Here is a 25,355-nt window from a genome sequence, read left to right on the forward strand (position 1 = left end):
TAACTCCATTAACTGTTACGACCAGCGCTTTAGTAGCTTCCTGATCTTCCTATTTGCAGAACTAATCAAGTTCCTGACGTGTTGAGGCGTGAGGTTATGGACATTTTCCAATTCCTTATTATCCATTCCTTCCACTTTAGAGGCTATAAAAATCTCTTCTTCCCGTGGTGTAAGCCTTCTGGCATGAAACAGCAGCTCATCGAGTGTCTCTTTATAGACCAGATCCGTATCTGCCTGTTCAGAACTGCGTAGGTCTTCATGATCTTCAATCGGTTCTTTTAGACGTATTCTTTCGGAACGAAGCGTACTAAGTGCCGTATTTCGGGCAATAGCCATTATCCATGCAAAAGGATCTTCCAATTCTCCTATCTTTTTATGATCCGTCCATATTGCGATCAGTGTAAGCTGAAAAACATCTTTAACGAGTTCATCATCATTCTGTATGCAACGGGTTATCTGCTTCAGCAACTGAGGGCCATGTTTATCAATGATAAACCGAAGTCCCCTGTCCGGATCATCCATTAATATTTTAAATGCTTCATTTTCCATGCCTTAGGTTTTATGTCCATTCTTCAACGATCCTTAACTAAAAAAGTGAAATTATAGCACTGACAATCAATTAATTAAAAATTAAATGAAAATGCAGGCAGTACATTTCCCATAGTTGGGATAGTTATATATAGAAGACAATAAATTTATAAACGGGTAAAACAAAGATACAACACCATTATTAAATAAACAAATACAAATAACTGATTAATAATTAGTTGCAATGATTTGGCGACATGGAATTGAACTGTAGTAACTGAAGGAATTAACAGATTAAAAAGACTAAACTAATCGATATGAAAAAGCAAATAATTTATATCAAATCATTAGCTACATCTAGAGCTGGGCATACAATCCTCAAAATTATAAGAATTATCCTGATCGGACTTTGGACATATACTGCAGCGATAAAACTTGGCAATATGCCCTATAATATGGATAGCATGCATAAGCAGTTTTTTCCAGCTCCTATAGCGACTTTCTTAGCCTATTTCGTTCCGGTGCTGGCCATAATTTCCCTTGTTTTTTTAGTATTTAACCTTAAAACTGGACTGCTATTATCAATAGCCTATCTTACTGCTATCATCCTTTTTATTGTAGTGGTATTATCTGAAATCATAGCCAAAGAAACATGTTCATGTGCCGGTATATTTAAAGAAATGAATTATAAAGGTCATCTTGTTTTTAGTCTGATCATGTGGACTTTAGCTGTAATTGCATTATATATTTATCAAAAAAATAAAGCGGGTATGCCGAAAACCGCTACCAGAGTAGGCTCATAACCAATAAACTATCATCATCATGATGAAAACAAAATTTAATTTTTGGAGAGTAATGGCAGCAGCTGCTATTATGTTCTCCGCAGGGGTAGGTTACGCAGACGCAACAGCAATGCAAACTGCAACACACTACAATGCCACCCCTGCTGATGCAGAAGATCAAACGCCAAATTGGCAACCGATCACTCCGGGAGGAGCAGGAAGTCTGAATTGTACTCTTAATGAAGAAAGAGAATGCAAAGCTATCCAAACCTCACCAGGGGTTTTTCAATCAGTTCAAGATGGAGACTATCCAGGTCTTTAGGATGCTTAACTGATTAAATTGAAAATAGCCTTTACCGGATAAACCTGGTAAAGGCTATTTTTATTAACTTTTTTCGATAACCAATCGTTCATGCTCCGCAATTTTTAAGGAAAGCTGAAGACCATAGGGCAAAAGCACGATATTTAAGTCTTCAATTGAATTTGTTTCATAACAAAATTCAATATCAAATCTTTTTAGAAATCCAGTCTGATCCACAATGGGCCATTTTGCGTATCTAAATATAACGGCTTCTAAAGTAGTGCGAAAGCTGCTCATATCACAATTTTTGTTAGAAACACAGTTACCGTTTACTTTAAATTCACTTAATCTGGATTTGGAGTCGACTACATAACTTTCTAGATCATTATTGATTTTTTCTAGTACCAGACAACTGTCCCTTGCTACGATTACTTTTGCAGTAAATTCAGGCACTGCAATTTTCAGATCCTGTTGCATCTTTTCAAAAATATGATCATCTGCTGATACGATTTCATAGCAAAATGTTCTCTTTTCTATGATGGGCATTGCCGCCATTCCCGACACATTAAATCGTCTTACTAAAGTATCATTAGAAAGAATATCGACAGCTCCATCATTAATAAATGTCCTCATCTTGCCGTAGGCCATCTTATACAGTTTTACAATATTGATATTCGTATTGGTGATACGTTTAATATTGCCCAAAGAATCCCATTCTAGAGATGTACCTCCACTATAGCCCAGTTCTGGAATAAATTTAGTGAATATGGAATAATTAACCACTTTTCCCTTCTGTTCCCTTTGCTGGGGATTATTTAGAAATTGAATCAGCGGAGTTTTATCTCTGTCATAATCTGCTTTGATCATATCGATCTTTGTTTGGGTAGTTACCTTTTGTCCTACTAGCGCTTTTTTGACCTGCTCCCTCTCGACAGACTCCGTAATCGCTATAACAGAGCCATTCTTGATCCATACATAGTGAGGTATCGTATTGTGCGGAAAAAGATTTCTCAATAATGTATCACCAAATACTTTAGGCAGGTTAGGAACAGGAGAACCATTTTTTATCCTGCCTTTAAAAAAAGTCTGCACCTCTTTTTCACCTTGGTAAGTCACTAACATCACTTTCAATTGATCTTTAAATTCTTGTTGTATACTATCCATTTTAGGTAAAGCGTATAAGCATGGAGCACACCAAGTAGCCCAAAAATCCAATATCAACAATTGATCTTGGCTCATTTGATGTAAGGATGCCGAACTATAGTTGGCATCTGTTATACCTTTAATCACCACATCGGGAACTTGCTCTCCAACAGCGATATTCACCAACTGCTTTTGCGCCATCAAACCGTGACTAAAAAGCAGTACAAAAAGTGCACATAATAAATTTTTCATAATTTTATTTCTAACGAATATTTTGCTCTATACCAGAAATTTCGATCTCTGTTTGGGGTATTTCAAAAACGTATCGATTACTATTTGCTGGCAATAGAAAAGTTTCATTCAAATAGGTTCTTGTGAGATCTATTTGCGTAGCAGTCTCTAAATTTTGACGTTTCAGATCAGACCAGCGTGTACCTCTACCAACTAATTCTTTATGTCTTTCATTCAAGATCAATGACAGTGCCTCTTGATCATCATGAGGTGTAAACGTTGGTAGTAGTCCATTTTTGTACCTTTTCTTTAGTAAGACTTCTAAAACCTCAATCCCTTCTTTCCACCTATTCGTTCTCATCAGGCTCTCTGCTTTCACCAGATATAACTCATCTATAGCCAGGCCCGTAAAGTGATAGAGAGAATTTCCAGAATACGTACCTATATAAAGTTTATTTCGATCAAAAAGAGCCTTTACCCGCAGATCGTTCTCACGGTAGCTAGATAATAAATCATCAGCCACTTGCACTCCAGCCACTGATACCAATGATAAGCCCGCATTGGTAAAGAATATAATCTCTGGATTTGTATGATAATTAAACATAGAAAAAGGAAATGCAGCAGAAAAATTAAGATCATTATAATCCAGTACATGATGATCAATATCCAATGCCTTATTGACCTCTACCAGTGCCAGATCATGTTGATGCTGATTCTGATAAATCCGCGCGAGTAAAGCATGTGCCGCTTGCTTGGACGGTCTGGTCTTTATATCTGTTTTTAGTGGCAATTCACTTATTGCCCTTGTTAGATCATTTATTATAAAATCGTAGCATTCCGTTAATGTTGCTCTCTGAATCAATTTTGGATATTTGCTATCCGCAATAATGGGTACTCCCAACTGATCTGATCCATTGTTAAATCCTGGAGCAAAGTCCTGCAATAGTTGATAATGCGCCCAGGCCCTATAAAAAAGTGCGCTGCTATACAATCGTTGCCAAAGTGATCGGTCATTGCCATAATTGTTCATGGCGTCTAAAGTCTCCATGGCGACGTTGACGTACATGATTTGCTGATAAGGTAAATCCCAAGGCGAGGTGTTTTTCCCTGTAGGATCAATTATTCTATTCCACAGATACAGATTACGCTGTAATTCTGATACCGATTTAAGTTTGTTTTCCGTGAATGTCAGATCACCATCCGAAATCAACCGGAAGTAATCGGTACGATTCAGCACCTCGGCATTGTCCAATAATGCGTTAACATCTTGAAGTGTCTCTACCACAACTTGCTGTTTCTGTGGCTTGACATCTAAAAACTCCTTGCTGCATGCGGTCCATGTCAGGACAAGGGAGAGACTGATGATATAAGTATTTCTATGACTCTTTCTCATGATAGTTATATTTAAAAAAACGATTAAAGGATGATACTAGCGCCCAGACTGAAAGTTCGAATAGGAAGATATTCAACATGTCCGTAATCTGGATCGTATGAGGTATTAGCCTTCTTCCAGATCAATCCTAGGTTATTAGCGTAAACATAAAGACTGCATCGACTGATCTTCTTCATATTCCAACGATGCAGCGGAAGACTATACGCTATGCGCACATCCTGTAAACGAACATGATCAGCCCTTAAAATTCGAGCTGATGAGTATGTGTATATTTGGGCACGTGGAGTATTAATTACCTCTTGAAAAGACGGAATGTCGGTGAACTTCTCATCGCCAGTTTTTTGCCATCTTCGATCATAATCACCATGTGTCGTGACGCCATTAAGTAAATCATAATAGCTCAACGTCTCCTTTTTAAAATAATAACCACCCCTATAACTCATGTTAAAAGAAAAAGCCAGTTGTTTCCATTCTATGGTATTTCGAAAAGAGGCATAACGTGTTGGCCTCACTGGTCCATGATAAATGAGCGCATCCATGTTCACCGCTTTCATGATCGCCGCATAATCTTTTGACTCTTCTCCGTTAAGATAACCTATAGGATCTCCATTTTCCGGATCCAATCCACCCCAAGGTAAGCTATACAATGCCCATAAAGGACGTCCTACTATCGGATAAGCTGACTGGCCATCAGAAGCTCCCATGACATTTAAAGCCGATAAAGCCGGACCTTGATAACTTGTCACTTTATCTTTGACCGTATTGAACAGCAACTGATTACTCCATTTCACGCTTTTATCAATCGGTACCGTATTCAGTACCAGTTCAAATCCATGTGCATTTGTTTGCGCATAATTTCCTGTTTTTGTTTTGATACCCGCTGTACCAGGAGTTGGAATCGTACCGATCACATCATCACCATCTTTATTGTAATACTCCGCAGAACCTGAAATTCGAGATCGGAATAATGAAAAATCGAGTCCTATATTCGAAGTTGAGATTTTCTCCCAGCGCAGATCAGGATTTCTTGGCGTAGCAATACTAGCAAATGGCAACTGTGTCAATACATTGGCCTGATTATAATAGGCGGTCGTGTAAGCGGTCAGTGTTTTATTGATATTTCCACTTCTACCGTAGGTTGCTCTAAGGTGTAGTCTATCAATAGCTTTCACCTTAAAAAAACGTTCATTGCTGATATTCCAACCTAAGCCGATCGAATATAGAGGGACACGTTTTTGGTTAGCATCCACTCCAAATAGATTGCTCTCATCAAAACGCAGACTTCCGGTAAAGGTATAACGACCATCGTAGGCATAAGAGAAATTGCTAAAAACAGATCGAAAACGATCAATAGTACCCGTCTCGAGATCCATAAAAGGAATCACATTAAACGTATTATAGGCATTGAAGTAACTGGTGTAATAATCCTTATAATTGACCGCTTGGCTAATGCCTATACGCTCATCATATCCATAAGATCTTGTTTTGTTTGCATCAGCATGCTGATCACGGATTTCATAGCCCATGATCCCATTAATCTCATGCAATAATGCCACTTGAAAATTAAAATCAGCTTGCAAACGTACATTATGTGCTTGTGAACGGATGTATTCCAGATCTAAGATGCCCCCTTTTGGAATGGCATAAGCGAGTTGATTGGTCGACAAATTGCGCTGTGTAAATCGGTTGATCATATCACGGGTATAGTAACTCTCCATGCTATTCAACTGCCTATTAGCGGCGTTTCCATTCCAGTACTGATATTGACCATGTACATGTATTCCCTTCCTGATCTGATGACGAATAGCCGCATCCATACGGAGATCGTTGCCTTTACCTGTCCTATCCTGCTGATCACGGTCTAGCAGCGGTTTATAAGACCAATCCAATAGACCATCATTGGCTACAGAGTGGAGATAGCCCAAACGGTAATCTTTGGTTACTTCCAGTGGCTGACCACTTTGGTCGGCAAGTCTAGCATAAGGATATATTTTTGAAGTTGGGATATTACGGTAACCCATATAGTGTATCTCGGTTAGTCCATTGCTTTCATTACGCTGTGCTGTAAAAGCCGCTTGTCCTGTGAGTTCCAGCTTTTTATTCAAGAAAGACCAATGATTACCTATAATACCTGTCAACCGGTTACTGTTGTTGCCGACAACCTCCGTTTGATTACGGTCATATCCCACAGAAGCATGATAACGATTGGTTCCATTACTACCCTGTGTACGAAAAGCATACTGCTGTGTTACAGGCGCCCGATAAAAATATTGTTCATAATCTGACCGTATGTCATATCCTTTCAACTTTTCGATCTCCGCTTCAATAGCTCCTTTTTGTTCAGGATGGTCCCGTTGACGGATAAACAGCTCAACCGCCGGATTCAAAGGTGTTCTGCTTAGCGATATTTCGAAATTATTATAAAAACCCCGATCAAACAGCATCCGCTCGATTTCTATAAAATCAGCACTCGAGATCATAGGTTGATAATGTAGATCGGGCGTATTTCCGATGGTTGTATTGACATTTATTTCCACCTGTTCACCCCCTAAGCTATTACCTTTCTTCATATTGATTACAATAACACCATTCCCTGCCCGAGCACCCCAAATCGAAGCTGCCGCAGCATCTTTCAATACGGTCACACTCTCTATATCATTTGGATTGATGTTATTGATATCTCCTTCATACGGAAAATTATCAACGATAATCAAGGGCGATGCATCAGAAAATATGGTATTTTGCCCTCTTATGCGCATTTGGGCAGCCCCGCCTTTACCATTATTGAAGATCAAGCCCGGAGTGACATCCGCTAGTCTTTCCAATACATTGCTCCCCACCTTTCTATTAAAGAGTTTATTGTCGATCTGAACAAAGCTCCCTGTCGCTCTTTCCTTTGGTATTTTTTGGTATCCTGTAGACACTACTTCGACCTCATCCAGCTGATTTTCAAAAGGAGTTAGTTGCACATGCAATAGTGCGCCTGCGGTATAATCCAGCTCAACGGTTTTGTAACCGACAGAGGTCAATTTCACTCTACCGCTGCGTTGGGAAACAGCAACACTAAATGTACCATCTTTGTTAGTCGAAGTCTTCACCTGATCCGCTTCAACACGCACGGATACAGCCTGTAATGGCTTCTTATCTACAGCAGAACTGACCATACCCTGCAGGGTATAACTTGGTTTGGTCTGCGCCTGGATTGCCCCTTTGCCAAAGGTCATCACGAGCAGTGCGATCATGGAAACGGAAAATTTAGATTTTAACAAAAAATCTTTGTGGCACGTCTTCAAGACATCCTGAATAGCTCCAAGCTTTTTATTTAAGAAGCATTCTAAGCGATTTGAAAGATTATTAATCCAAAACCACTCAGATGCCCGATAAAATAAATTAGATCGCTTAAAAGCGCTTATTTGAGATAAAGCATCCTTCCAGTAAGGATCAAGTATAGATGAAGCATAGATAGTGCGTTGATAGTGCATGGATAGTGTATCAACAGGTACCGTTTTACGCACTATCCATGCTTTACCATTACTTAGCATATGCACTACGCATGCTTGGGACATGCATGAACCACCGTGTTCCCGTGCTGGTCTACGCTCCGCCTGTAGATCCTCAGCCAAGCTACTGGCTTTAGTAGCTCTTTGGTACCTTCGCAGTAGCTTCTCCGTACATTCTCGGTACAGCATTGGTACACTCCCCGTGAATAACCCGTACACTAACGGTACACTCTTGGCCAATTTGAAAACTATTTTTTGCATCAAAATCGATATAAAAGACAAAAAGCCTATTTGGATCTGATTCGTACTTTGTTTTAACCTTGTTCGCACCTTGTTTTGAACTTTCCTGTCCCTGCACCGCAGTTGCAAAGTCCCTGCACCGTCCATTTCCCGGGTCAGGAACGGGAAAAAGACGGTGCAGAAGCGGTGTAATGACGGCTTTTGGTAAAACAGTGTCCGAATCTGCTTAGGATATGGTATAGATCTGGTTGCTGCCAAAAACTGCTCCGAAACATCCATTTGACTATTTACTCCATTTCTTATACCTTTCTTCGACCTTTGTTCTAGCATTGTTCTACCTCCACGCAAGTCCGCTTCGAGGTGGCTTCGAGTTTTCCCCCACTCCCGTCGAAGCCACCTCGTAGCCCACTCGTAGCCCACTCGTAGCGACCTAGAAGATGGGGCGAAGTTGGTCAGGAAAAAATCGGTATTTTTTCTTTTTGATATTTTTTCTTCTAGTCCGCTTCGAGTGTTGTTTGAGTCCGCTTCGACACGTGCTCGACAGTCCTTCGAGTCTTGCTCGGGTGCTGTTCGACTGCGCTTCGACTGCTGTTCGGCAACTTGCCGAACAGCAGTCGAAGAACTGCCGAATGATTTCCGCATCAGTCCCGAACCAGTCCCAAGGTTATCCCGAACGTTTGTCGAACCTTCACCGAAGGCATATTGACTGATAAAACCTACACTAGTTGCTTGTGCAATATTATTATTTTGTGTATTTTTAAGAACAGAAAATTTAGGTAATTCCGTACCCATTCTGCTCAATAGCACACCTTCCCTTTCAGGTTTAAATAGTTTCCGGAGATAATCCCAGAACTTGACTATATATTGTATGTTTATGTTCATTATTTTAATTTTTTTGACATAAAGCTTCCCTGCTCCTTTTACTACCGAGGGAGGCTTGATCATGAAGCCTTTTTCCCTCGGCAGCATCTGGAGTTCACAGGTAGAAACTCTTTTTAATACTTTTCTAATGTTAATTCTTGCTTTTCTCTTATCACTTATTTGGCTTTCATGATCATCATCAGTTGCACCTCCCATATCAGCTCCAAAGAGTCTCCTGCTATGCTCAATACCTTTCGACTATCTTTTACGATGGTCAATCTTTCTAAAGTCACTTCTATTCCAAAGTGCTTGTTGAGATCGTTCAGTATTCGTTGTCGGTACTCTTCCCTTTCTGTCCGTGCAGGTACCGCCAGTTCATAGCAATATGAAGACACACAATCCCCTTTTTCTGTTGGTATAAACTGCTCCTTATGTTCTCCCAACACCAGTATTTGGTTAATCGGAAAGTTAGCAGGCAGTCCCAAAGCAAAGAGATAAATCTCATAGACGGTCATATTGATCAGTGAGATCCGCAGTAAATCGGTATTGTCATTGCGCACCACCATACTGAAAGAATCCGAAGGCTCTAACAAGCGGATCAGGAGCGAGTAATAACGCTGTGCCGGTCTTTCCTTCATGACATACTTCATCGCCGATTGCGCGGAGCTTTCGGAAATTGGTAACGACACATTTTTAAAGAATCGTTCGGGTAAATGTGTTATCATAACAGGTTTTTTAATAACTGCAACATGTTTTTCATACCATATTGAAGACCGTTTCCTCCTTGTGGACGGCGCATAGCATACCTGTTTGCAAATATTTTGCATTGTTTAAAGATTTAAATTGGCTCCCTTAAAACCTTACTTTTTGGACATGGCTCGCGCCGTAAGGAAACCAGTTAAAAAAATATTAAATCAAGAAAATGCAATTTTACGTCGTCGTCAATTGGTTATATAATGGTCTGCATTATTGCATTATTTGGGTTAAAGAACAAGAACCGACTTCCCATTATTGATGTAATTCAATAAAACTTGATGACAATAATTTGCTTTATGACTAGAAAAGTGTAATTTTAGGTTACGAAGTCTAAAATCCGATCCAATTTAGCCTATGCAAGCAATTGTATATCAAAATGAAAGTCGGTAACATAAGCCATCATAGCATGGGAACAAGCTAGTTTTAACCTTCTTAGAACGTCATTTTTAATATTAAGTATGGTCGCTACCCCATGCTTTTTCCAAAATGCGCTTTTTAGATTTGGAACAAAATCCCCTATCCTATTTATACTTATGTTTTACTAAACGCCCTATTCTGGCGCACAGGATATGTTCTTTTTTAAATTGAAATGAGCGAACCTGAGACAATAATCCTGGATCATGCCTTGGGTGGTTCTTTGGGTGGTTACTTTTCGTTTAATCATAATTAATTTTTGGTTATGTCGAACGATGTAAGTCGAGGAGTGGAAAAAAACCTTAAAAAAACAAGGGATGGTTCCAACTCTAGATCCATAGGTGACTAACCTTTTTGCCTATTCTCGAAGGAGTTTGGCTCAATCTCTAGAGTTCACGCGGAACCACCCACATGCTTCTTCTATAAAGAACTACAAATGTAGTAAACTTTTTGAGCATGGGGCGATTGCACGGTTTCTCTCGAGATAAATTAGTCGTTTATGGATCGAGATACATCGTTAATCAAGGCTTATTAGCCGAGAATATCAAATCGCTTAAACAAAGATAAGTAATAAAATATATAAGTCAAAATAAACTCAACAATTTTAATGAGTATAGAAGAAGAGTATTTTAAGGAATATGGTAAGCAAGTCCAAAAGTATCTTGAAACTTTTGGATTAATTGAAGAAGACCTTGCTAAATTGACAGGTACTACCTCCATTAATATAAAAAAGATAATTAATGGTGAGGTTGGTCTGAATATAAAAAAAATGATAAACATCGCAAGTGCATTTGGGATTCCCTATTATCATTTTGCGAATCCACAATCATTAATCCCTTCATTAGAACAACTTCCTAAGGCTACAAGAGTGAAGATAGTTGAACGGGAGAAGAAAGGTATTATTATAAGAGATAATGAAAATAAGTTTTCTATTAGGCTTGATGAGTTAATACTTAAAGGCAATTTAAACAAACCAAACACTTCAAAATTACTGCTTAAACTAATGGGGAGTGAATTCGAAAATAAAATATCAACCGAGGTAACAGCATTATTAAGTAACTCTCCTCGAAATGAAAAAATTAAAACACTAAAGCATAAATATAGAAATCAAAGCATTTATATCAATAAAGACTATTTCAACGAATACTGTACACTATCAAAAGAGAAATTAGCTGAAATAATCCTAGCAGAAGAAATAAAACTGGGGCTTGATAAAAAATGAAAATCTTTTAAATTATGAGTAATCCACTATACGAGTTGAAAATTACAGCTAGATAAAGTTTTATCCTGTTTCTAGGGTTATTGCGGGAGGACTTTATTAATAATCCTGAAGGTTGAGAAAACAAAACATTACCTGACTTTTTAGAAATATTGCCTTCATATATAGAAGATATCTAAGGATATAACAAAAATATCAACGCCGACACACCAGAATGGTCAACATTTGCTGACCGTTTTAAAAGGTGCTAGGGTTTATGAATAACATAATTATCAATTACGCTAAGCAAGAACTATTTCAAAACCGATATCATCGATCTTAATCTTTACCAAAATTTATTGGAGTTATATGCAGAAGTCAAAATACAGATACCCGGTTCCTTCCGCTCTATCCTGGTCTCTCGCGCTAACACAACAATATGTAATAAATGCAAAAAACTAAAATTGCTACAACATAGAAAGCTTCCGAAAACAGTAGGGAAGTGGTTGTTGAATAAGGAAGATGTTTAATTGTTACCGTTGGACAAGTTGAACCCCGTACCACTATTACATTTTTTTATTTTTAACGAACTAGCTTTTTATATCTAGTTGATCACTTTTAACCGCTTTTACTCTAACACTTAATTAAATTCAAATATAATCAACCTTATTAATGACACAAGAAATAAAATATAGGGAAACGGATGTGCGTAATTTTATAGATACCCTGAATACTTACGCTAAAATAAATAAAAGAAAAGTTTCTCAAAGTCTTCAAATAACAAAGACAGACATCTCCCAATGGAGTGATATCATTATTAACAATTGTATTTTTGAAGATGAAGTAATTTTAAAGGAAATAAAAATCAAACATTCGATTCGATTTTTTAACTGCAATTTTTTAAAAAGGTTTAATCTGTCAAATTTAACCTCGGTATCCGATATCACATTCGAGAACTGCACATTTGAAAGACAGATATCACTACAAAACATTGATAGTGAAAACATAAAATTTAAAAGCTGCACCTTCAACGGCAACAAAACACCTCAGCTACAAGAGTTCTCCTGTGAAAATTTTCATTTTTGTGGTAACACAATAAAAAATGACATATACATCAAGCCTCGTAAAATAAGAAAAGTGTTTCTAGAAGGGTCTGAATCGTTGGGATTGATTTCTTTTTCATATCTAAACAGGAGTGACATTATCGATGATTTTATGATTTTCACACATCAAAATCATAAAACTGATTATCTTGTAAGAAATTTATCTACAAAAAAGATCCAAATACACGGCGCAGTAAAAGACTCAAGTCTGATTTTAAATAAAATAAACATTGGAACTGCTGTCTTAGACGATTTCTCAAATTACGGTAATTTCAAAATAACATCTTTAGAAGCATTAGATGAGAACTCCAATATTATACTAAAGAACTCCTATCTGGGAAAAGCTCAAATATCTAGTAGTGATTTTTCTAAATATAGACGAATAATAATAAGTAACACTAATATCATAGAAGTAATCCCAGTAAACGTAAATTGGTGTTACGAAAACATAAATAGCGAAAGCTTAGCCGCAAAAAAAGAAATTTTCAGACAACTAAAACTTATCAATAAAAAGAATGAAGATATTGATACAAAACTTAAGTTTGAAAAACATGAAATGCATATGTTTTTGAAACTTAGCAAGCAAAACAAGACTAGTTTCAGTGATAAATTTATTTTGTATACAAACTTTTTATCAAACAATTTCGGATTATCTTGGCTTAGAGCTCTTTTTATTCTTTTGTCATTTTCAGCTATTTGTTACACATTGATAAAATTTCAATTAGGTCAAGTATATTTTAGCGCAGAATTAATAGCAGATGAAATAGGATATTTTTTAACTTTCGTAAATCCAATTCATTTATTTGACAAAGTGTTTCAAATAGCAAAGGATGAACACACAAACGGCGCTATACTAATAGATAGCATCGCTAAACTAATCAATGCTTATCTCGTTTTTCAACTAATATCTGCATTCAGAAAATACTCAAGAAAGTCCTAATTGGTAAGACAAACAAACTTAACTTCCAACGAAAATGATATCAAGTATGATAGAGAATGTCACTCAAATTATGTCATTTGGATTTACTGGAGCATACTGACCACTCAAAAGTGAATCATATTTAGGAAAGTATATTGAGATTAAAGCTCATGTAAGACTGTCTGATTCGATTTTCGGTTTATTACGTTGGTGCATGTAAAGCCCTCCCTCTTTGGTAAACTTCCCTATTTATTATAAAACAATTATTAGACAATATGAAAATAACAAGAAATGATAAATGCCCATGTGGTAGCGACAAAAAATACAAAAAGTGTTGTATGGACTCTAGTCGTACGTTTAGTACTTCAGATGCTCAACAACAATCTCCCTTCTTCTCTGAATGCAACTCAATTGACCTTCTAAAATCCTTCGCTGGTCTCACCTTGCTTGCCCAAAATCACGGCAAGAACGTCCGTTTCGAAGAGCTTTCCAGCATATGCCTACGAAACTTTAATGATGATAAGCCTAATGTATCTCAAGCAGCATTAACGACCTTCCTAAATGAGAATTACCCCTCACATTATATGGAAGATCCTGTCACGAACCTATTCACAGACTTAATCACATTCTACGGTGGTGACTACATTATTTTCCCAGGCATAACAGAAGGTGGTAGCTATGTGCCTTCCAAGCTGTTAACGGCAATTTACAATTGGCCGGATTCAGGGATTCCAGACTGGTTAAAAAACAATTGCATGCATGCATTTCTACTAATATTAAATCTTTCAGACAGAATTGCTACCCGTTTAAGATATGGCAAATACCAATTTGAAGAAGTTGAAAATAATCTCATATCTATTCCTGATTCAACACTACTTGCAGAAATAAAAGCAGCTGTTACTTTTTCTGAGGAGGAAATAACCCAATTGCTTCAATCTAAGCAGATAGCAAGGGAAGCACTGAACATGTTTGTCCTTGACATCCACGATCCTGAATTAGTTAATGATCATATTGAGGAAAGTCCATTGCTAGCTAAACCAATAATTCACCGCAATGGTGAATACATCATTACCTCCCCGGCAACACTCAGCTATGCTTTAGTCGATTTCATCCATTCAGAAGCAAATACATTGGGCTGCCTCCCTGATGTTAGCAACACTTATCATAATGTAATTTGGAATTACACGCAGCTTCACCTAAAGCAACTCGGCTTTTCAAGAATTGATATTCCTACAATTTCTGAAAATACTGCCTCTAACATAAGAGAAGCGATATATCGCTTTGATGATGACAAACTTGCGTTCGTCCAATATCTAACATCAGGAAAACAATCACATCAAGAAAGAAAGCAACGAATTATCAACGATACACTAGCATTACCTGAATATGATGGATACCAATTTATGGACATCTCCTTGATTTCATCCATGGGGCAAGACCTATTCTTTATGTATAGGTATACAGAAAATTCTCTAAGTATCGCAATGCAAATCTATGATTTTGAAACATTAGTCAAATTGAAGGAACATGAGGCTTTTGACCTTTGGAATTTCGCCAATGCAAGAGATAGTCAAATCCCAGACAGCAACATGTTTGGAGCTTCTTTTCTAGATGTCTTTAAAGTATACAAGGAAAATGATGATTCCTTTTATGTTTCAGATGACAGTTCCGGTATAATCCTTCACGTAGAACCGGGATATGCAGGCAGTTTATATCAGGAAGCAAAACTTCTTTCTGACGAGCATTCGGTAACTCGATTAGTCGAAGGTAGGCTTGCTAACATCCCTGTAACACGAAAGGATAAGTATGCTCCAATTTATTGCTCCGTTGATGAATTGTCAGCAGGCAATCTCAATATGGCTGTCGAAGGGTTTCCTTTACCTGTTTGGGTTTGCCCAAATAAAAATTCATTTGACATACCTCCCGCTTTAAGAGATTTATACTTTGAAATGACTGACGCTATCGCTTTTTGGTTGTGGCAATGTCAGGAATTTATAAATACCGATTTATCTCATCTTGAGCAAACACCTATTGTTTTTAGGTTCGAATTTGAACAAGAAGACCGTTTTAATTCTATAGAACGAAACTTTGAACGTGATCCTGAACTGGCCGGTTATTTCAATATATCTATTGATGGCAATACTATCTCAATATGGATACCACCTGCCATAATACCATATCTATATGGGGCAGATAACCAAGGAGAGCGAGAATTAACAAGACAGATTCTTTTAGGAATAAATCTGCTATTGGAAGCTCAACAAAAGCCGACTATCGAGTCTGCTAGAATTAATCAAATTGTTGATGCAGCAGCACCACTTGGAGTTAAGAAGAAAATCTTTATTCTGGATACGACTGACAACCTATTACTAGATCCTTCAAACCTTACAGGTCATAGATATTTACAGGGCTTCAATGTAAACACTATATTAAATAGTCTTATTCCGGGATTAGGTAACTTATGCCCTCCGTTTGGAGAGATTACTGATAAAGCCTCAAAGACCAAATTGACAAGGGATGTAGTGATGCGAGTGTTGCTACCTATGTTGCAGACAACAATCAGCCAATACCCTAATGAAGCTCTCCTCAAAAGATTAATTAACCTCAATGAAAGCTTAATTCATAAAAGAGAAGAACTAAGAGTCAAAACAGCAACCCGAATCGCATGCTTTGTTACTCAGGAACAACAAACAAGTGATCTACAGGATAGCCTTGCCAAACTCAATCAAACTACCATCGCAGTAAGGTGTTTAATAGAACATATAGCAGCTGAACCTGTCGCAGGAAATAAGATTGTTAGCACAACGGCTATAGATGAGCTTATAGCAATTATGAACGCTATAATTGACTGGGGTTCTATAGGTGATCAGATTGAATTTGATCTTTTTGAAATAGAGATGGGTATATTGCCTTCTGGCCGAATTGGTATATCTAAGCAGCTTTTCAAAGAAATCTTTGATCCTTATTATTATTCGAAATCGCAGGAGAATGTACGCGATGCTATGGACACGTTTCAACAAGTATTTCCACAGCTTAATCCTATAGAAGGCTCAGATGTACCTGAAAGTCTTGATAATGCTTTTACAGAGGAGTTTGAAATCTCCTTCTCAAGGTTGTGTAAGGTAGTAAATGACTTGGGAATTATAGCCTACTCTCAACCTGACGCATGTGCAACCATGCTTAAAAAAGATTTATTCATTGAAATAAATAAACATGATCAAACCTATTCCGAGGAAGAATTTAATACAGCAATAGCATATCTGAGTTTATTTAATAGAGGAAAAATTCATCATGTTCCTGCTGGTTTTGACAACATTGACATTTCACCTTGGCGGTTTAACAGAAGACTTTCCCTGCTTCGAAAACCTTTAATCTTGGTTGACAATCCCGAAGACCCAGACAACCCAATTGTTTACTGGGGACTTAGACAACTGCTTTCAAGTAGAATGTATTGGTATGATCAATGTACCACCAACAGACTCAGAGTGCGTGAAGATGGACCAGTACAAAAAGTCTTAGGTAAATTGGCACAGCGTAATGGTAAAAAATTAGTGGAATCTGTTCTAAATGTATTTGACACAAATGACCTAATAATTGATTCTGAAGTTCCAATTAATCCAAGAACAGCCCTTAAAAATCATACAGACATCGGTGATGTTGACATTCTTGTAATAGACACTTCTACAAAGACTATTTACAGTTTGGAATGTAAAAGCATGGCCCCAAGTCGAAACATCAAAGAAATGATTGGGGAGATTGACAAACTGCTTGGCAGTGGTTCGGATAAAGGTTGGATCGATAAGCATGTGGAGCGAGATAAATGGTTAAAAGCAAATTTGAATAAACTCAGTATAGAGTACAGTTTGGATTTATCCGATTATACAGTAAAGTCATTTTTCGTAACACAGGAAGATATGTTGACACCTTATCTTAAAACAAGGCAATTGGCAATACCCTTTATTTCACTTTATAATTTAAAGGGAAATGGATTAGAAGCTTTCAATTGAAAGCTTTTGGTAGTGTAAAGTGAATTGTGTCACTGATCTCTAATTGATGTTAAACCCGAAGAAGGGCTAAACATCAATTAGTGTCTCGTGGTATTTTTGATAAAGGAATGGAATGTATGATGAGAATATCAAAAACACCGCCAATAACGGAACCTAAGTGACTAAGCAGACGAGCCAAACTCGAAAATAGCGAGACTGTATCGTGAACTGTGTCAGTGGAATAATTTAATAAGAATTTATATATTTAATTATTCAAACGATATGGTCATGAAAGAAAAGACCCCATTCGATTTTTCATTCATAGTTGTTTTTTAATTGTATTCAAGAGTGCTTCGTCGTTTTGAACGCTTCAAAGAGCAAGCTATGCAAGATCTTTACAAAGGGAAGAGTTTATCTCCCAACGACGGTGTACTAGTGCCCTTAATGAAGCATTTACTGGAGTCTATGGTGGACGGAGAACTAGAGAACCATCTTTAAGAGGAGAAGGGCCCCTGATAGCTCTAATCGTCGCAATGGAAAGACTAAAAAGACAGTTCGAGCTCTTAATACTGGTACCTTTGAGCTAGAATCTGGGCGTGATAGATCCGGTACCTTCGAACCTAAGGTAGTCCCCAAGCGTCAACTTATTATTACAGAACAGCTAGAAGGACATGTTCTTGGCATGTATGCCAAAGGCATTTTATTCGTGAGATGTATGCCATGGATATTTCTGCTACTGAATTATCCCGCATCACAGAAAGCGTCATGCCGGCGGTCAATGAGTGGAGAAGTCGTCCCTTGTAAGCTGTCTATCCCTTTGTTTTCTTGGATTGTATGCACTACAAAGTTCGTCAGAATGGCACAGTTGATTCTAGGGCTATTTATAATATACTGGGTATTGGAATGGATGGACGCAAAGACCTGATCGGACTTTATAGCTCAGATAACGAAGGCGCAAAGTTCTGGTTATCCGTACTTACAGATCTAAAAACAGCGTGGTGTCGAAGATATTCTAATAGCCTGTATTGATGGGCTAAAGGGCTTTCCTGAAGCTATCGAAGCTATTTTTCCAAAAACTAAAGTTCAGTTATGCATTGTCCACCAGATCAGATCAAGTATGCGCTACGTTACAGAAAAGGATAAAAAAGCAGTTATTGAAGATCTAAAGCCTGTTTATAAAGCTATTAACGAAGAAATAGGATCTGAAAATCTACTCGTTTTCGAGGAAAAATGGGGTAAGAAGTATCCAATTGCTGCTAAATCCTGGTTGGACAATTGGACTAACCTTTCTACTTTTTTCGAGTATGATGAACAGGTACGTAAGACTATTTATACTACTAATCCTATTGATGGAATGCAACCGTCAGATCCGTAAAATTACAAAACCGAGCACAGCGAGCTCATGAATACCTATAAAAATAAAAACGAATGAATAAATTAAAGGTGCATTCAGTTCTGAGCAGGCTCTTATGAAGTTGATGTTCTTGATAACAAAGGACATCTCTAAAAAGTGGACAATGCCGATGCACAACTGGGGCTTGACGATATTCCAACTTTACATTAAATTTGGTGATAGACTCAAAATTGATAGACGCTTTTAGCATTAGGTTAGTTATCCAATGACACAGTTCGAGTTACACTCCCCAATAAAGTGAGCTCTATTACTTAAAATAAGTTCAAACTGTTTTTCATACATAAACAGAGCCATAACCCAAGTTTCTATACGATTATACAAGAATTTTTTTTGATGTAAAAAAGCGGAGAATAGATAACTTATTCCCCGCTTTAACAAATTTCATTATTCTATCCCATTATTTCCATATAGCAATACGTTAGATATAATATATCTCAACTGAAACTTCAAATCGAAATTCATATCAATCATTTCCGCTCGACCACATAATTTCAAAAGTGTCGATAGATTTTCTACGTGTCCAACACTATCACGACTAAACAAATCTTTCAGTTCTTTAATATCCTTAAATGGACTCCGAGCGCTAAGAATTCTCTCTCCAATTTTTGCTCTTAAATGATCTGGATCAACAGCTTCTGATAAAAAGTAAAAATCACTTTCAAAATTTTCTATATCCGCAAAAAAATCTTCTATCTGAGCATAGCTATCGACAAATGTTTTAGCAGTGACAGTATGTTGATAAGTCTTACTATTCTCAATACCACCAGCATTCCTATTCGGAAAAAGGTGAAGGTTCCCATCACTGTCGACATTACCTAATTTAAACTCTAAAGAACTGTATAATCCAAATGAAGCATTTCCTTGGTCATCATTACGGATTGTGATTGAAGGATAAACATAACCTAATTCAGGAATTTTTTTTTGCACTGAACTTCTTAAAATTATCTCAATTTTTGATTCACTCAATGAAAGTGAACTAACAAAGAAGGTATTACCTTTCTGATTAGATAGCTTTGCGAGCTCTAAAAATGCAACAACAAAAGTTTCACCAATACCAAATTCTCGAAATTTATCTGAGTTTATAGCTTTAACATAATGCTGTTCTTCTACTTTATCATAAATAAGTCTAAACATTTTGTTACTTGGTCGTGCTTTTTCCTTTTCGAATCTTTGCTCCCAAGATTGATTAACAGCTTTTAAAAGATCTTTATCACGAAGTTCTTTTCTCAAATAAGTAATATACTGACTCAGTCTTCTATCATCATAAAACATTCGTAAGGAGTCATACAATGATATAGCAGTTAATTCATCTATCTCCATACCATCCAAAGTACCATTCTTCAAAATAAAATCTACATCATTATGTTGATTTTCTACAAAAGATGTTGTAACATTATCTTCCGAAACTTTAACTCTTTGAGTATCGAAACGATTTGTATAATCTTTAACAATAGCTGTAAATAAATCTATCTTTGGTAGCATTATATCAACTCCATCACCTAAAATATATTTATCTATAACGTACTGTTTTACCTCATCATCTTTTATCAAATTTAGAAGGCAATCAGATGAAACGTATCCTCTTCCTTCTCCTAATTCAGCCAAGCGTATTGGCCTTTGAACAAAATATTCTCTTATTTCCATTACTAATCAATGTATTATATTACCATATTCAGCCAAAAAAACAGACACGGTTGACTAGTTGCAAATACACCATGTAATCACGACTTTCGTTAATAAACGACCATGAAATCAAACAGAAAAAAAGAAATAAAAATATTTTTTGAGTTGCCGCAAACTAATTTTACCTTTGCGGCGTTATTAAAATACAACATAATCATTTCTCATTTAAGCCTAGCTGCTTGAATTGACAACAATGAAAGTTAATAAGACTCAGGTTGGGTAGGATCTTCCTGAGTTTTTCCCTTCATTATCAACTCCATTAAAACACTAACTTTTCATACTATCTAATTACTTTAAGTTTACTTATATTTTCTTTCAATATAATTTCATCAAGAATATCCATTGGTAATTTTAAGTAATCTTGCAACTCATTATTCGAATAAGCAAGATCAACTTGAAATAATTTAGTTGCTTTATCAAATAAAGCAGGGCTATCAATATAAACTTGAATTGGTTCAATTTTACTATATCCAAATCTACTCATCTGAATATTGAAGTACGTGTACTCATTCTGTTTGATACAACCCAAAGTGAAAGCTCTTCTAATTATTGATGCCATAGAAGTTAACCAATATCTTTTATACTCACCTAAGTCATTAAACTTCAATCCTCTTAATGAATTTTTAATTGCATTATCTGGCATTAAAAACTCTGAAGCAAAATTATTTGCTTCCTTTTCCTTATCTCTATATGAAGGTATTGGATAATTATTCTCATTATGCATTAAAAGATGTCCGAGCTCATGCGCAAGAGTAAATCTCTTTCTATCATTAGAAAAAGATTTATTTATTATAATTAAAGGATATCCTTTATCTGTTATAAAAGAGACACCATCAAACTTTTCTGTAGCATCAATTTCATATATAATTACCCCTTTACTTTCAATTAAAGTAAAGATATTTTTAACAGGATCAAATTGGCCTAAATTTAGTTTCTTTCTTGTGTAAGAAGCTATGTATTCAGGAGAATAACCTTCATCCACATTTAATGGGGAGAAAGTAAATTCTGGCCAATCAATATCTTCTGACATTTGATCTATAATATATCCTATTAATTTACATCTTAGCTCAAAAGTCTGTACAGCACCTTTTGTTACGCCAGATCTCTTTCTATAATTTGCATTTTCAACAATATTATTTATTTTCAAATCAAAAAATCCTTTTGGAAAATTTAAAAACTCAATAATATCTCTCTGAATACTATCTGACAAATATCCCAATCCCTTTTCAAATTTTGATAAATTTGATTGAGATAAACCGTTAATATTACTAGCTAAATCCGATTGACTCAATCCTCTGTATTCACGGGCAAATGTTAATTGTCTATTATTCATTTTATTTTTATCAAAAAATTAGTTTACATAAACACCACCAGGACATGTTGGTTAATTATACTATTTTTCTATTTTGAACTTTATTTTTTAATTTAGGTTCTATTAAGCTAACATTATTAAAGTTTATTGAATTTATGTTATTCTCATAATCCTCAAGAGCAATTGAAAAGACCACATTACCTTCATCAATATATAGCAATTGCGGATTAATATATTCTCCAATTTTGTTTTTTTGATAACCAAAATATAATATTCGTGCATCATTATAATTTGACGAAGAGAATAAATCTAATGTCATATTTTGACTCATTATCCCCTGCACATTCGATGTATAGATATTCATTGGCATACCTTTACTATTCAGTTTCTTGAAAAGAATTAAATACCCCTTAATGTTCAGAATCAAGCGCTTATATTTCCCATAAAAAGCTTTATCTCCAAAGTTTTCAAAAAGCATCTCCGCAAAAAAAGACTGCATTATTGAAGCTTCCAAACTTCTTGACCTCGACATTGGAGGAAAATTCATCATCACCTCCTGAGTTTTTTCCAATGCTTGGGAGAATGTTTTATGGAGCTCCCCCAGCTCCTTTTTAAGCTCTAATTTACAAGCTTCCAATACTGCAAGAGATCTTTTCCCTTGCATTCTTCGTGATTGATCACTATTTTTGTCTAAATTTATCATATTAATAAGATTAAACACGCCCTAGGTGGTGAATAATAAAATCCTTGTTCGTAGCAAGGATTTTATTATTAATACCCAAATTTAGTAAAAGTAACCCACTTTGTATATAATTTAACAAATAAATTGTAAAATAAAATATAAAATGCTTTAAAACAAGCCATTAACAATAGATATATTTCATAATTATTCTATACATAGGTACCTTAGGTAACCAATAATCATATATTATACTGGATTAATTTAAAGTAATTGATATCGTTAAGTACTATTTGGGTTCTCTTCAGTAAAAGACTAAAGTAAGTTGCTTTGTGTCGCAACATTATTATAAAAGATATGCCTTAATGATGTTCAAGTTTATACTTTTGTTCAGTTAGTTTTTAATATAAAACTATTGATTAAGTATAATATTCAAAGATATTAGTTGGTGCTACAATCTTTGAAAAAAAATATTAACTAAGAGTGTATTTGATACTTTTTCATTAGTATCAAATACACTTTTAATCCTTCATCAGAAAACCTTTCTTAACATTACACCATTTTTTATTATAAACTACATTACAATAACTTTTTACATCAATTTTGATAGTACTCGATCACTTAATTCTTTAATTTCAATTTCTGTACACCCCTCCTTCTCCATTATCTCGTTCATATACTTAAAGTGATTTAAGACAAAAGTTTCTAATGATTCCAAATCGAATTCTAAATTTTTTACGTTTCCAACTTGCACAATATTGTCTATTTCACAAATACAACTTGCTAAAATACCGTGAGATGAATGTTCTTTAGGAAAATCTGTATTTAAATAATAAAACCAATATGGAAAAGAACGATCAAGAAACTGAAGAAAATTCCTTATTTCCGGAATTTCGTAAACTTCTCTATTATCATTATCGTAACCATGAATTGTCAGTACTAACTTATTAAAATACTTCTTTGGTGTTTCATGCATTTCCGTTAAAGTATTTAAAACATCATTGAAATCTAAAGAATCAATTTCCATCTTAGAAATCACTAAATTTATTAACGCGTATTTATCGTGTTCCATTTTTTAAAAAATTATCAAATTCATAAAAAGTCATTATCTCGTATTCATTTTCAATAAACTCTAATGCACTATGTGAAGCTGTTATAAAGTAGGGATTTAATTTGAAATCAATTGGAACATTACATATGCTTTTGAAGATTTCTATTATGCTACCTCTGTGTTCATCAGTCCATCTTATTTTCCGAATAAATTTCTTATGGTATTTTTTCTGCTTATAATGATCATTCCATACCTGCCCTAATCCTCTAGCGTCGACAATTGGAGCATATGCTTTACATTCAACAATATATAACTCATTTGTCTCGGGTTTGAATGCAAGAATATCAATCTCACCACATTCAATATCTTTTCCGTCAATCTTAGCGACATTTAGACAGTTAAAACCAATATCAGAAAGCATTTTAGTCACCTCTTTTTCAAACACTTTCATTCTATAAAAGGTTTCTATATCTATTATATCTTGCGCCAGCTTAACATTATTCTTCAAGTCATTTCTTTGTCCCAAAACAATCTTTGTTACAAAAATATCTAACCATTCAACATATAACCTTGGACTAATGATAACATGTTTTTTAGAAGAAGTCACAAATTTCCTTTCAGCACTTCTACTGTCATACATTGTTTTAAAACTAGAGTCTAAATCAACTATAACCCCTGCGTTAAATAACATTCTAACCTGTTGATTTTTTCTTAAAAAATCGCGGGTCGCATGATTCTCATTGTCAATATTCAAAAAACTAATCTTTATCAATGATTGAATTTTTTCAATTGATACCCCAGAAACCTTAGAAACTAGCTGAATAAAGTCATCTAAAGGTTGTATAATTATTGATGCCTCAATATCAACAGAAATTTTGTTTGCAATGGAAATAATTATTTTTTTAATCTCCTCCATAGAAATGGAAAAGTGTTTTGATAAAAACGTATCAACCATGCTTGTTAAAACCTCATTATTTGGGGCAAAGTGACTATATTTATCCCAATCGGTTTTTAAAAGTATTGATTTAGTAATATTATCGAATAACTCTCTACCAGCTAAATCAAAGTCAGGAGATTTTACTAATAAATATGGAGAAAATACAATTTTTACTAAGGTCAGTCTATTGTTTAAGAAGTGTAAATAGTTTGAATATTCGGAACACTGCCCCATAGCAACTAATAATGTAAAAATCACATTAATATTTTCTGTTGTTGGTCTTTCTTGATTATGTATTGTATTAGTTTCTAGCTTTTCTAAACAAATATCTATAATGTAGCGCCAACCATAACGACCTATTGGAGAAAATATTTTATTTCCTATAACATTTTCAGCTGGATCATCATAATGTATTACGGTCCAAAGTTCAAGTTGTATATAAGCTTCTCGGATCCAAGCAGCAGGATGAAATTTACTTAGCTCATTTTCTAACTCTAATTTTAGAGAATTATAACAATCATTATAAAATTTCTTAATACTTTCCAAATCAGTCATTTCTCTAAAAACAGCCTTTGGCCAGTTTTCAATTATAATCTTGTTATAGATATCGTACCTTACTTCATATTGTGGTGATATTATTTGCATTTATGTTTATTAAATAAATTTTGTTAATATATTATTTCATTTAGTACGATCGCATTTTTCAGTTCTGCCAGTATTACAGTCCTTAATTATTCAAAACTTTAATGAATTTTATTTTAAATTGTGATAATAGATTAATTGTATTTCCACTGCTGGATCTATGCTTCATAATAGGTCTATCCTCTACCCTATAATTTGTATAGTAATTGCCATGGACAATTACTCCAACCTAAGTAGGTATTACGAATCTTTTCATAATTAAATCGGAATTCCTTTCAAACA

The 25,355-nt window shown here is 35.5% G+C and carries 15 protein-coding genes and 1 pseudogene; 6 read left to right on the forward strand and 10 right to left on the reverse strand.

The annotated features are described in order from the left end of the window. Window positions 1-15: 15 nt before the first annotated feature. Window positions 16-549: an RNA polymerase sigma factor gene (locus MUB18_RS15585; protein ID WP_248753752.1), complete on the reverse strand. Its 534-nt coding sequence runs from the start codon at window positions 547-549 to the stop codon at window positions 16-18. A 296-nt stretch (window positions 550-845) separates the two neighbouring features. On the opposite strand from MUB18_RS15585, the gene MUB18_RS15590 reads away from it, so the two are divergent. Together MUB18_RS15590 and MUB18_RS15595 are read left to right on the forward strand one after the other, a co-directional pair. Further along, on the forward strand, window positions 846-1,331 hold the full coding sequence (locus MUB18_RS15590) for a MauE/DoxX family redox-associated membrane protein (RefSeq protein WP_248753753.1): 486 nt from the start codon (window positions 846-848) through the stop codon (window positions 1,329-1,331). 19 nt (window positions 1,332-1,350) lie between these two features. Then, complete coding sequence (locus MUB18_RS15595; protein WP_248753754.1) at window positions 1,351-1,632, forward strand: hypothetical protein; 282 nt, start codon at window positions 1,351-1,353, stop codon at window positions 1,630-1,632. 63 nt (window positions 1,633-1,695) lie between these two features. Here the strand turns inward: MUB18_RS15595 and MUB18_RS15600 are convergent, their stop codons facing one another. The 4 genes from MUB18_RS15600 to MUB18_RS15615 all read right to left on the reverse strand — a co-directional run bounded on the left by MUB18_RS15600 (window position 1,696) and on the right by MUB18_RS15615 (window position 9,704). Continuing rightward, on the reverse strand, window positions 1,696-3,006 hold the full coding sequence (locus tag MUB18_RS15600; RefSeq protein WP_248753755.1) for a TlpA family protein disulfide reductase: 1,311 nt from the start codon (window positions 3,004-3,006) through the stop codon (window positions 1,696-1,698). Window positions 3,007-3,016: 10 nt separating this feature from the next. Beyond that, window positions 3,017-4,378, reverse strand: a complete 1,362-nt coding sequence (locus MUB18_RS15605) for a RagB/SusD family nutrient uptake outer membrane protein (protein WP_248753756.1) — start codon at window positions 4,376-4,378, stop codon at window positions 3,017-3,019. Between the two features lie 23 nt (window positions 4,379-4,401). Continuing rightward, window positions 4,402-9,000 (reverse strand): SusC/RagA family TonB-linked outer membrane protein, encoded by a 4,599-nt coding sequence (locus MUB18_RS15610; RefSeq protein ID WP_248753757.1) that lies wholly within the window; start codon window positions 8,998-9,000, stop codon window positions 4,402-4,404. Window positions 9,001-9,155: 155 nt separating this feature from the next. After that, window positions 9,156-9,704 carry a hypothetical protein gene (locus MUB18_RS15615; RefSeq protein WP_248753758.1) on the reverse strand — a complete coding sequence of 183 codons (549 nt, stop codon included), beginning with the start codon at window positions 9,702-9,704 and terminating at the stop codon, window positions 9,156-9,158. Between the two features lie 1,052 nt (window positions 9,705-10,756). On the opposite strand from MUB18_RS15615, the gene MUB18_RS15620 reads away from it, so the two are divergent. From MUB18_RS15620 to MUB18_RS15635, 4 genes and pseudogenes are all read left to right on the forward strand, one after another. Beyond that, window positions 10,757-11,371: a helix-turn-helix domain-containing protein gene (locus tag MUB18_RS15620; RefSeq protein WP_248753759.1), complete on the forward strand. Its 615-nt coding sequence runs from the start codon at window positions 10,757-10,759 to the stop codon at window positions 11,369-11,371. 648 nt (window positions 11,372-12,019) lie between these two features. Next, window positions 12,020-13,390, forward strand: a complete 1,371-nt coding sequence (locus MUB18_RS15625) for a hypothetical protein (RefSeq protein WP_248753760.1) — start codon at window positions 12,020-12,022, stop codon at window positions 13,388-13,390. A gap of 254 nt (window positions 13,391-13,644) precedes the next feature. Continuing rightward, complete coding sequence (locus tag MUB18_RS15630) at window positions 13,645-17,376, forward strand: SEC-C domain-containing protein (protein WP_248753761.1); 3,732 nt, start codon at window positions 13,645-13,647, stop codon at window positions 17,374-17,376. A 363-nt stretch (window positions 17,377-17,739) separates the two neighbouring features. Beyond that, window positions 17,740-18,956: pseudogene (locus tag MUB18_RS15635) on the forward strand (IS256 family transposase). Between the two features lie 197 nt (window positions 18,957-19,153). On the opposite strand, the gene MUB18_RS15640 reads toward MUB18_RS15635, so the two are convergent. The 5 genes from MUB18_RS15640 to MUB18_RS15660 form a co-directional block, all read right to left on the reverse strand. After that, window positions 19,154-20,413 carry a hypothetical protein gene (locus MUB18_RS15640; RefSeq protein WP_248753762.1) on the reverse strand — a complete coding sequence of 420 codons (1,260 nt, stop codon included), beginning with the start codon at window positions 20,411-20,413 and terminating at the stop codon, window positions 19,154-19,156. Between the two features lie 319 nt (window positions 20,414-20,732). Beyond that, entirely contained in the window at window positions 20,733-21,785 is a 1,053-nt protein-coding gene (locus MUB18_RS15645) for a helix-turn-helix domain-containing protein (RefSeq protein WP_248753763.1), read from the reverse strand. Window positions 21,786-21,840: 55 nt separating this feature from the next. After that, window positions 21,841-22,467, reverse strand: coding sequence for a hypothetical protein (locus MUB18_RS15650; protein WP_248753764.1), 627 nt, complete (start codon window positions 22,465-22,467; stop codon window positions 21,841-21,843). A gap of 568 nt (window positions 22,468-23,035) precedes the next feature. Continuing rightward, window positions 23,036-23,515 carry a chlororespiratory reduction 6 domain-containing protein gene (locus MUB18_RS15655; RefSeq protein WP_248753765.1) on the reverse strand — a complete coding sequence of 160 codons (480 nt, stop codon included), beginning with the start codon at window positions 23,513-23,515 and terminating at the stop codon, window positions 23,036-23,038. Then, window positions 23,502-25,076 carry a hypothetical protein gene (locus MUB18_RS15660; RefSeq protein WP_248753766.1) on the reverse strand — a complete coding sequence of 525 codons (1,575 nt, stop codon included), beginning with the start codon at window positions 25,074-25,076 and terminating at the stop codon, window positions 23,502-23,504. Before MUB18_RS15660 ends, MUB18_RS15655 begins: the two co-directional genes overlap by 14 nt. Window positions 25,077-25,355: the final 279 nt, after the last annotated feature.

The organism is Sphingobacterium sp. PCS056 (genome assembly GCF_023273895.1).
Lineage (GTDB): Bacteria > Bacteroidota > Bacteroidia > Sphingobacteriales > Sphingobacteriaceae > Sphingobacterium.

Excerpts from the sequence above, each read along its gene's own strand:
- MUB18_RS15585 (WP_248753752.1), bottom strand. The coding sequence starts at position 549 with ATGGAAAATGAAGCATTTAAAATATTAATGGATGATCCGGACAGGGGA.
- MUB18_RS15590 (WP_248753753.1), top strand. The coding sequence starts at position 846 with ATGAAAAAGCAAATAATTTATATCAAATCATTAGCTACATCTAGAGCT.
- MUB18_RS15595 (WP_248753754.1), top strand. The coding sequence starts at position 1,351 with ATGATGAAAACAAAATTTAATTTTTGGAGAGTAATGGCAGCAGCTGCT.
- MUB18_RS15600 (WP_248753755.1), bottom strand. The coding sequence starts at position 3,006 with ATGAAAAATTTATTATGTGCACTTTTTGTACTGCTTTTTAGTCACGGT.
- MUB18_RS15605 (WP_248753756.1), bottom strand. The coding sequence starts at position 4,378 with ATGAGAAAGAGTCATAGAAATACTTATATCATCAGTCTCTCCCTTGTC.
- MUB18_RS15610 (WP_248753757.1), bottom strand. The coding sequence starts at position 9,000 with ATGAACATAAACATACAATATATAGTCAAGTTCTGGGATTATCTCCGG.
- MUB18_RS15615 (WP_248753758.1), bottom strand. The coding sequence starts at position 9,704 with ATGATAACACATTTACCCGAACGATTCTTTAAAAATGTGTCGTTACCA.
- MUB18_RS15620 (WP_248753759.1), top strand. The coding sequence starts at position 10,757 with ATGAGTATAGAAGAAGAGTATTTTAAGGAATATGGTAAGCAAGTCCAA.
- MUB18_RS15625 (WP_248753760.1), top strand. The coding sequence starts at position 12,020 with ATGACACAAGAAATAAAATATAGGGAAACGGATGTGCGTAATTTTATA.
- MUB18_RS15630 (WP_248753761.1), top strand. The coding sequence starts at position 13,645 with ATGAAAATAACAAGAAATGATAAATGCCCATGTGGTAGCGACAAAAAA.
- MUB18_RS15640 (WP_248753762.1), bottom strand. The coding sequence starts at position 20,413 with ATGGAAATAAGAGAATATTTTGTTCAAAGGCCAATACGCTTGGCTGAA.
- MUB18_RS15645 (WP_248753763.1), bottom strand. The coding sequence starts at position 21,785 with ATGAATAATAGACAATTAACATTTGCCCGTGAATACAGAGGATTGAGT.
- MUB18_RS15650 (WP_248753764.1), bottom strand. The coding sequence starts at position 22,467 with ATGATAAATTTAGACAAAAATAGTGATCAATCACGAAGAATGCAAGGG.
- MUB18_RS15655 (WP_248753765.1), bottom strand. The coding sequence starts at position 23,515 with ATGGAACACGATAAATACGCGTTAATAAATTTAGTGATTTCTAAGATG.
- MUB18_RS15660 (WP_248753766.1), bottom strand. The coding sequence starts at position 25,076 with ATGCAAATAATATCACCACAATATGAAGTAAGGTACGATATCTATAAC.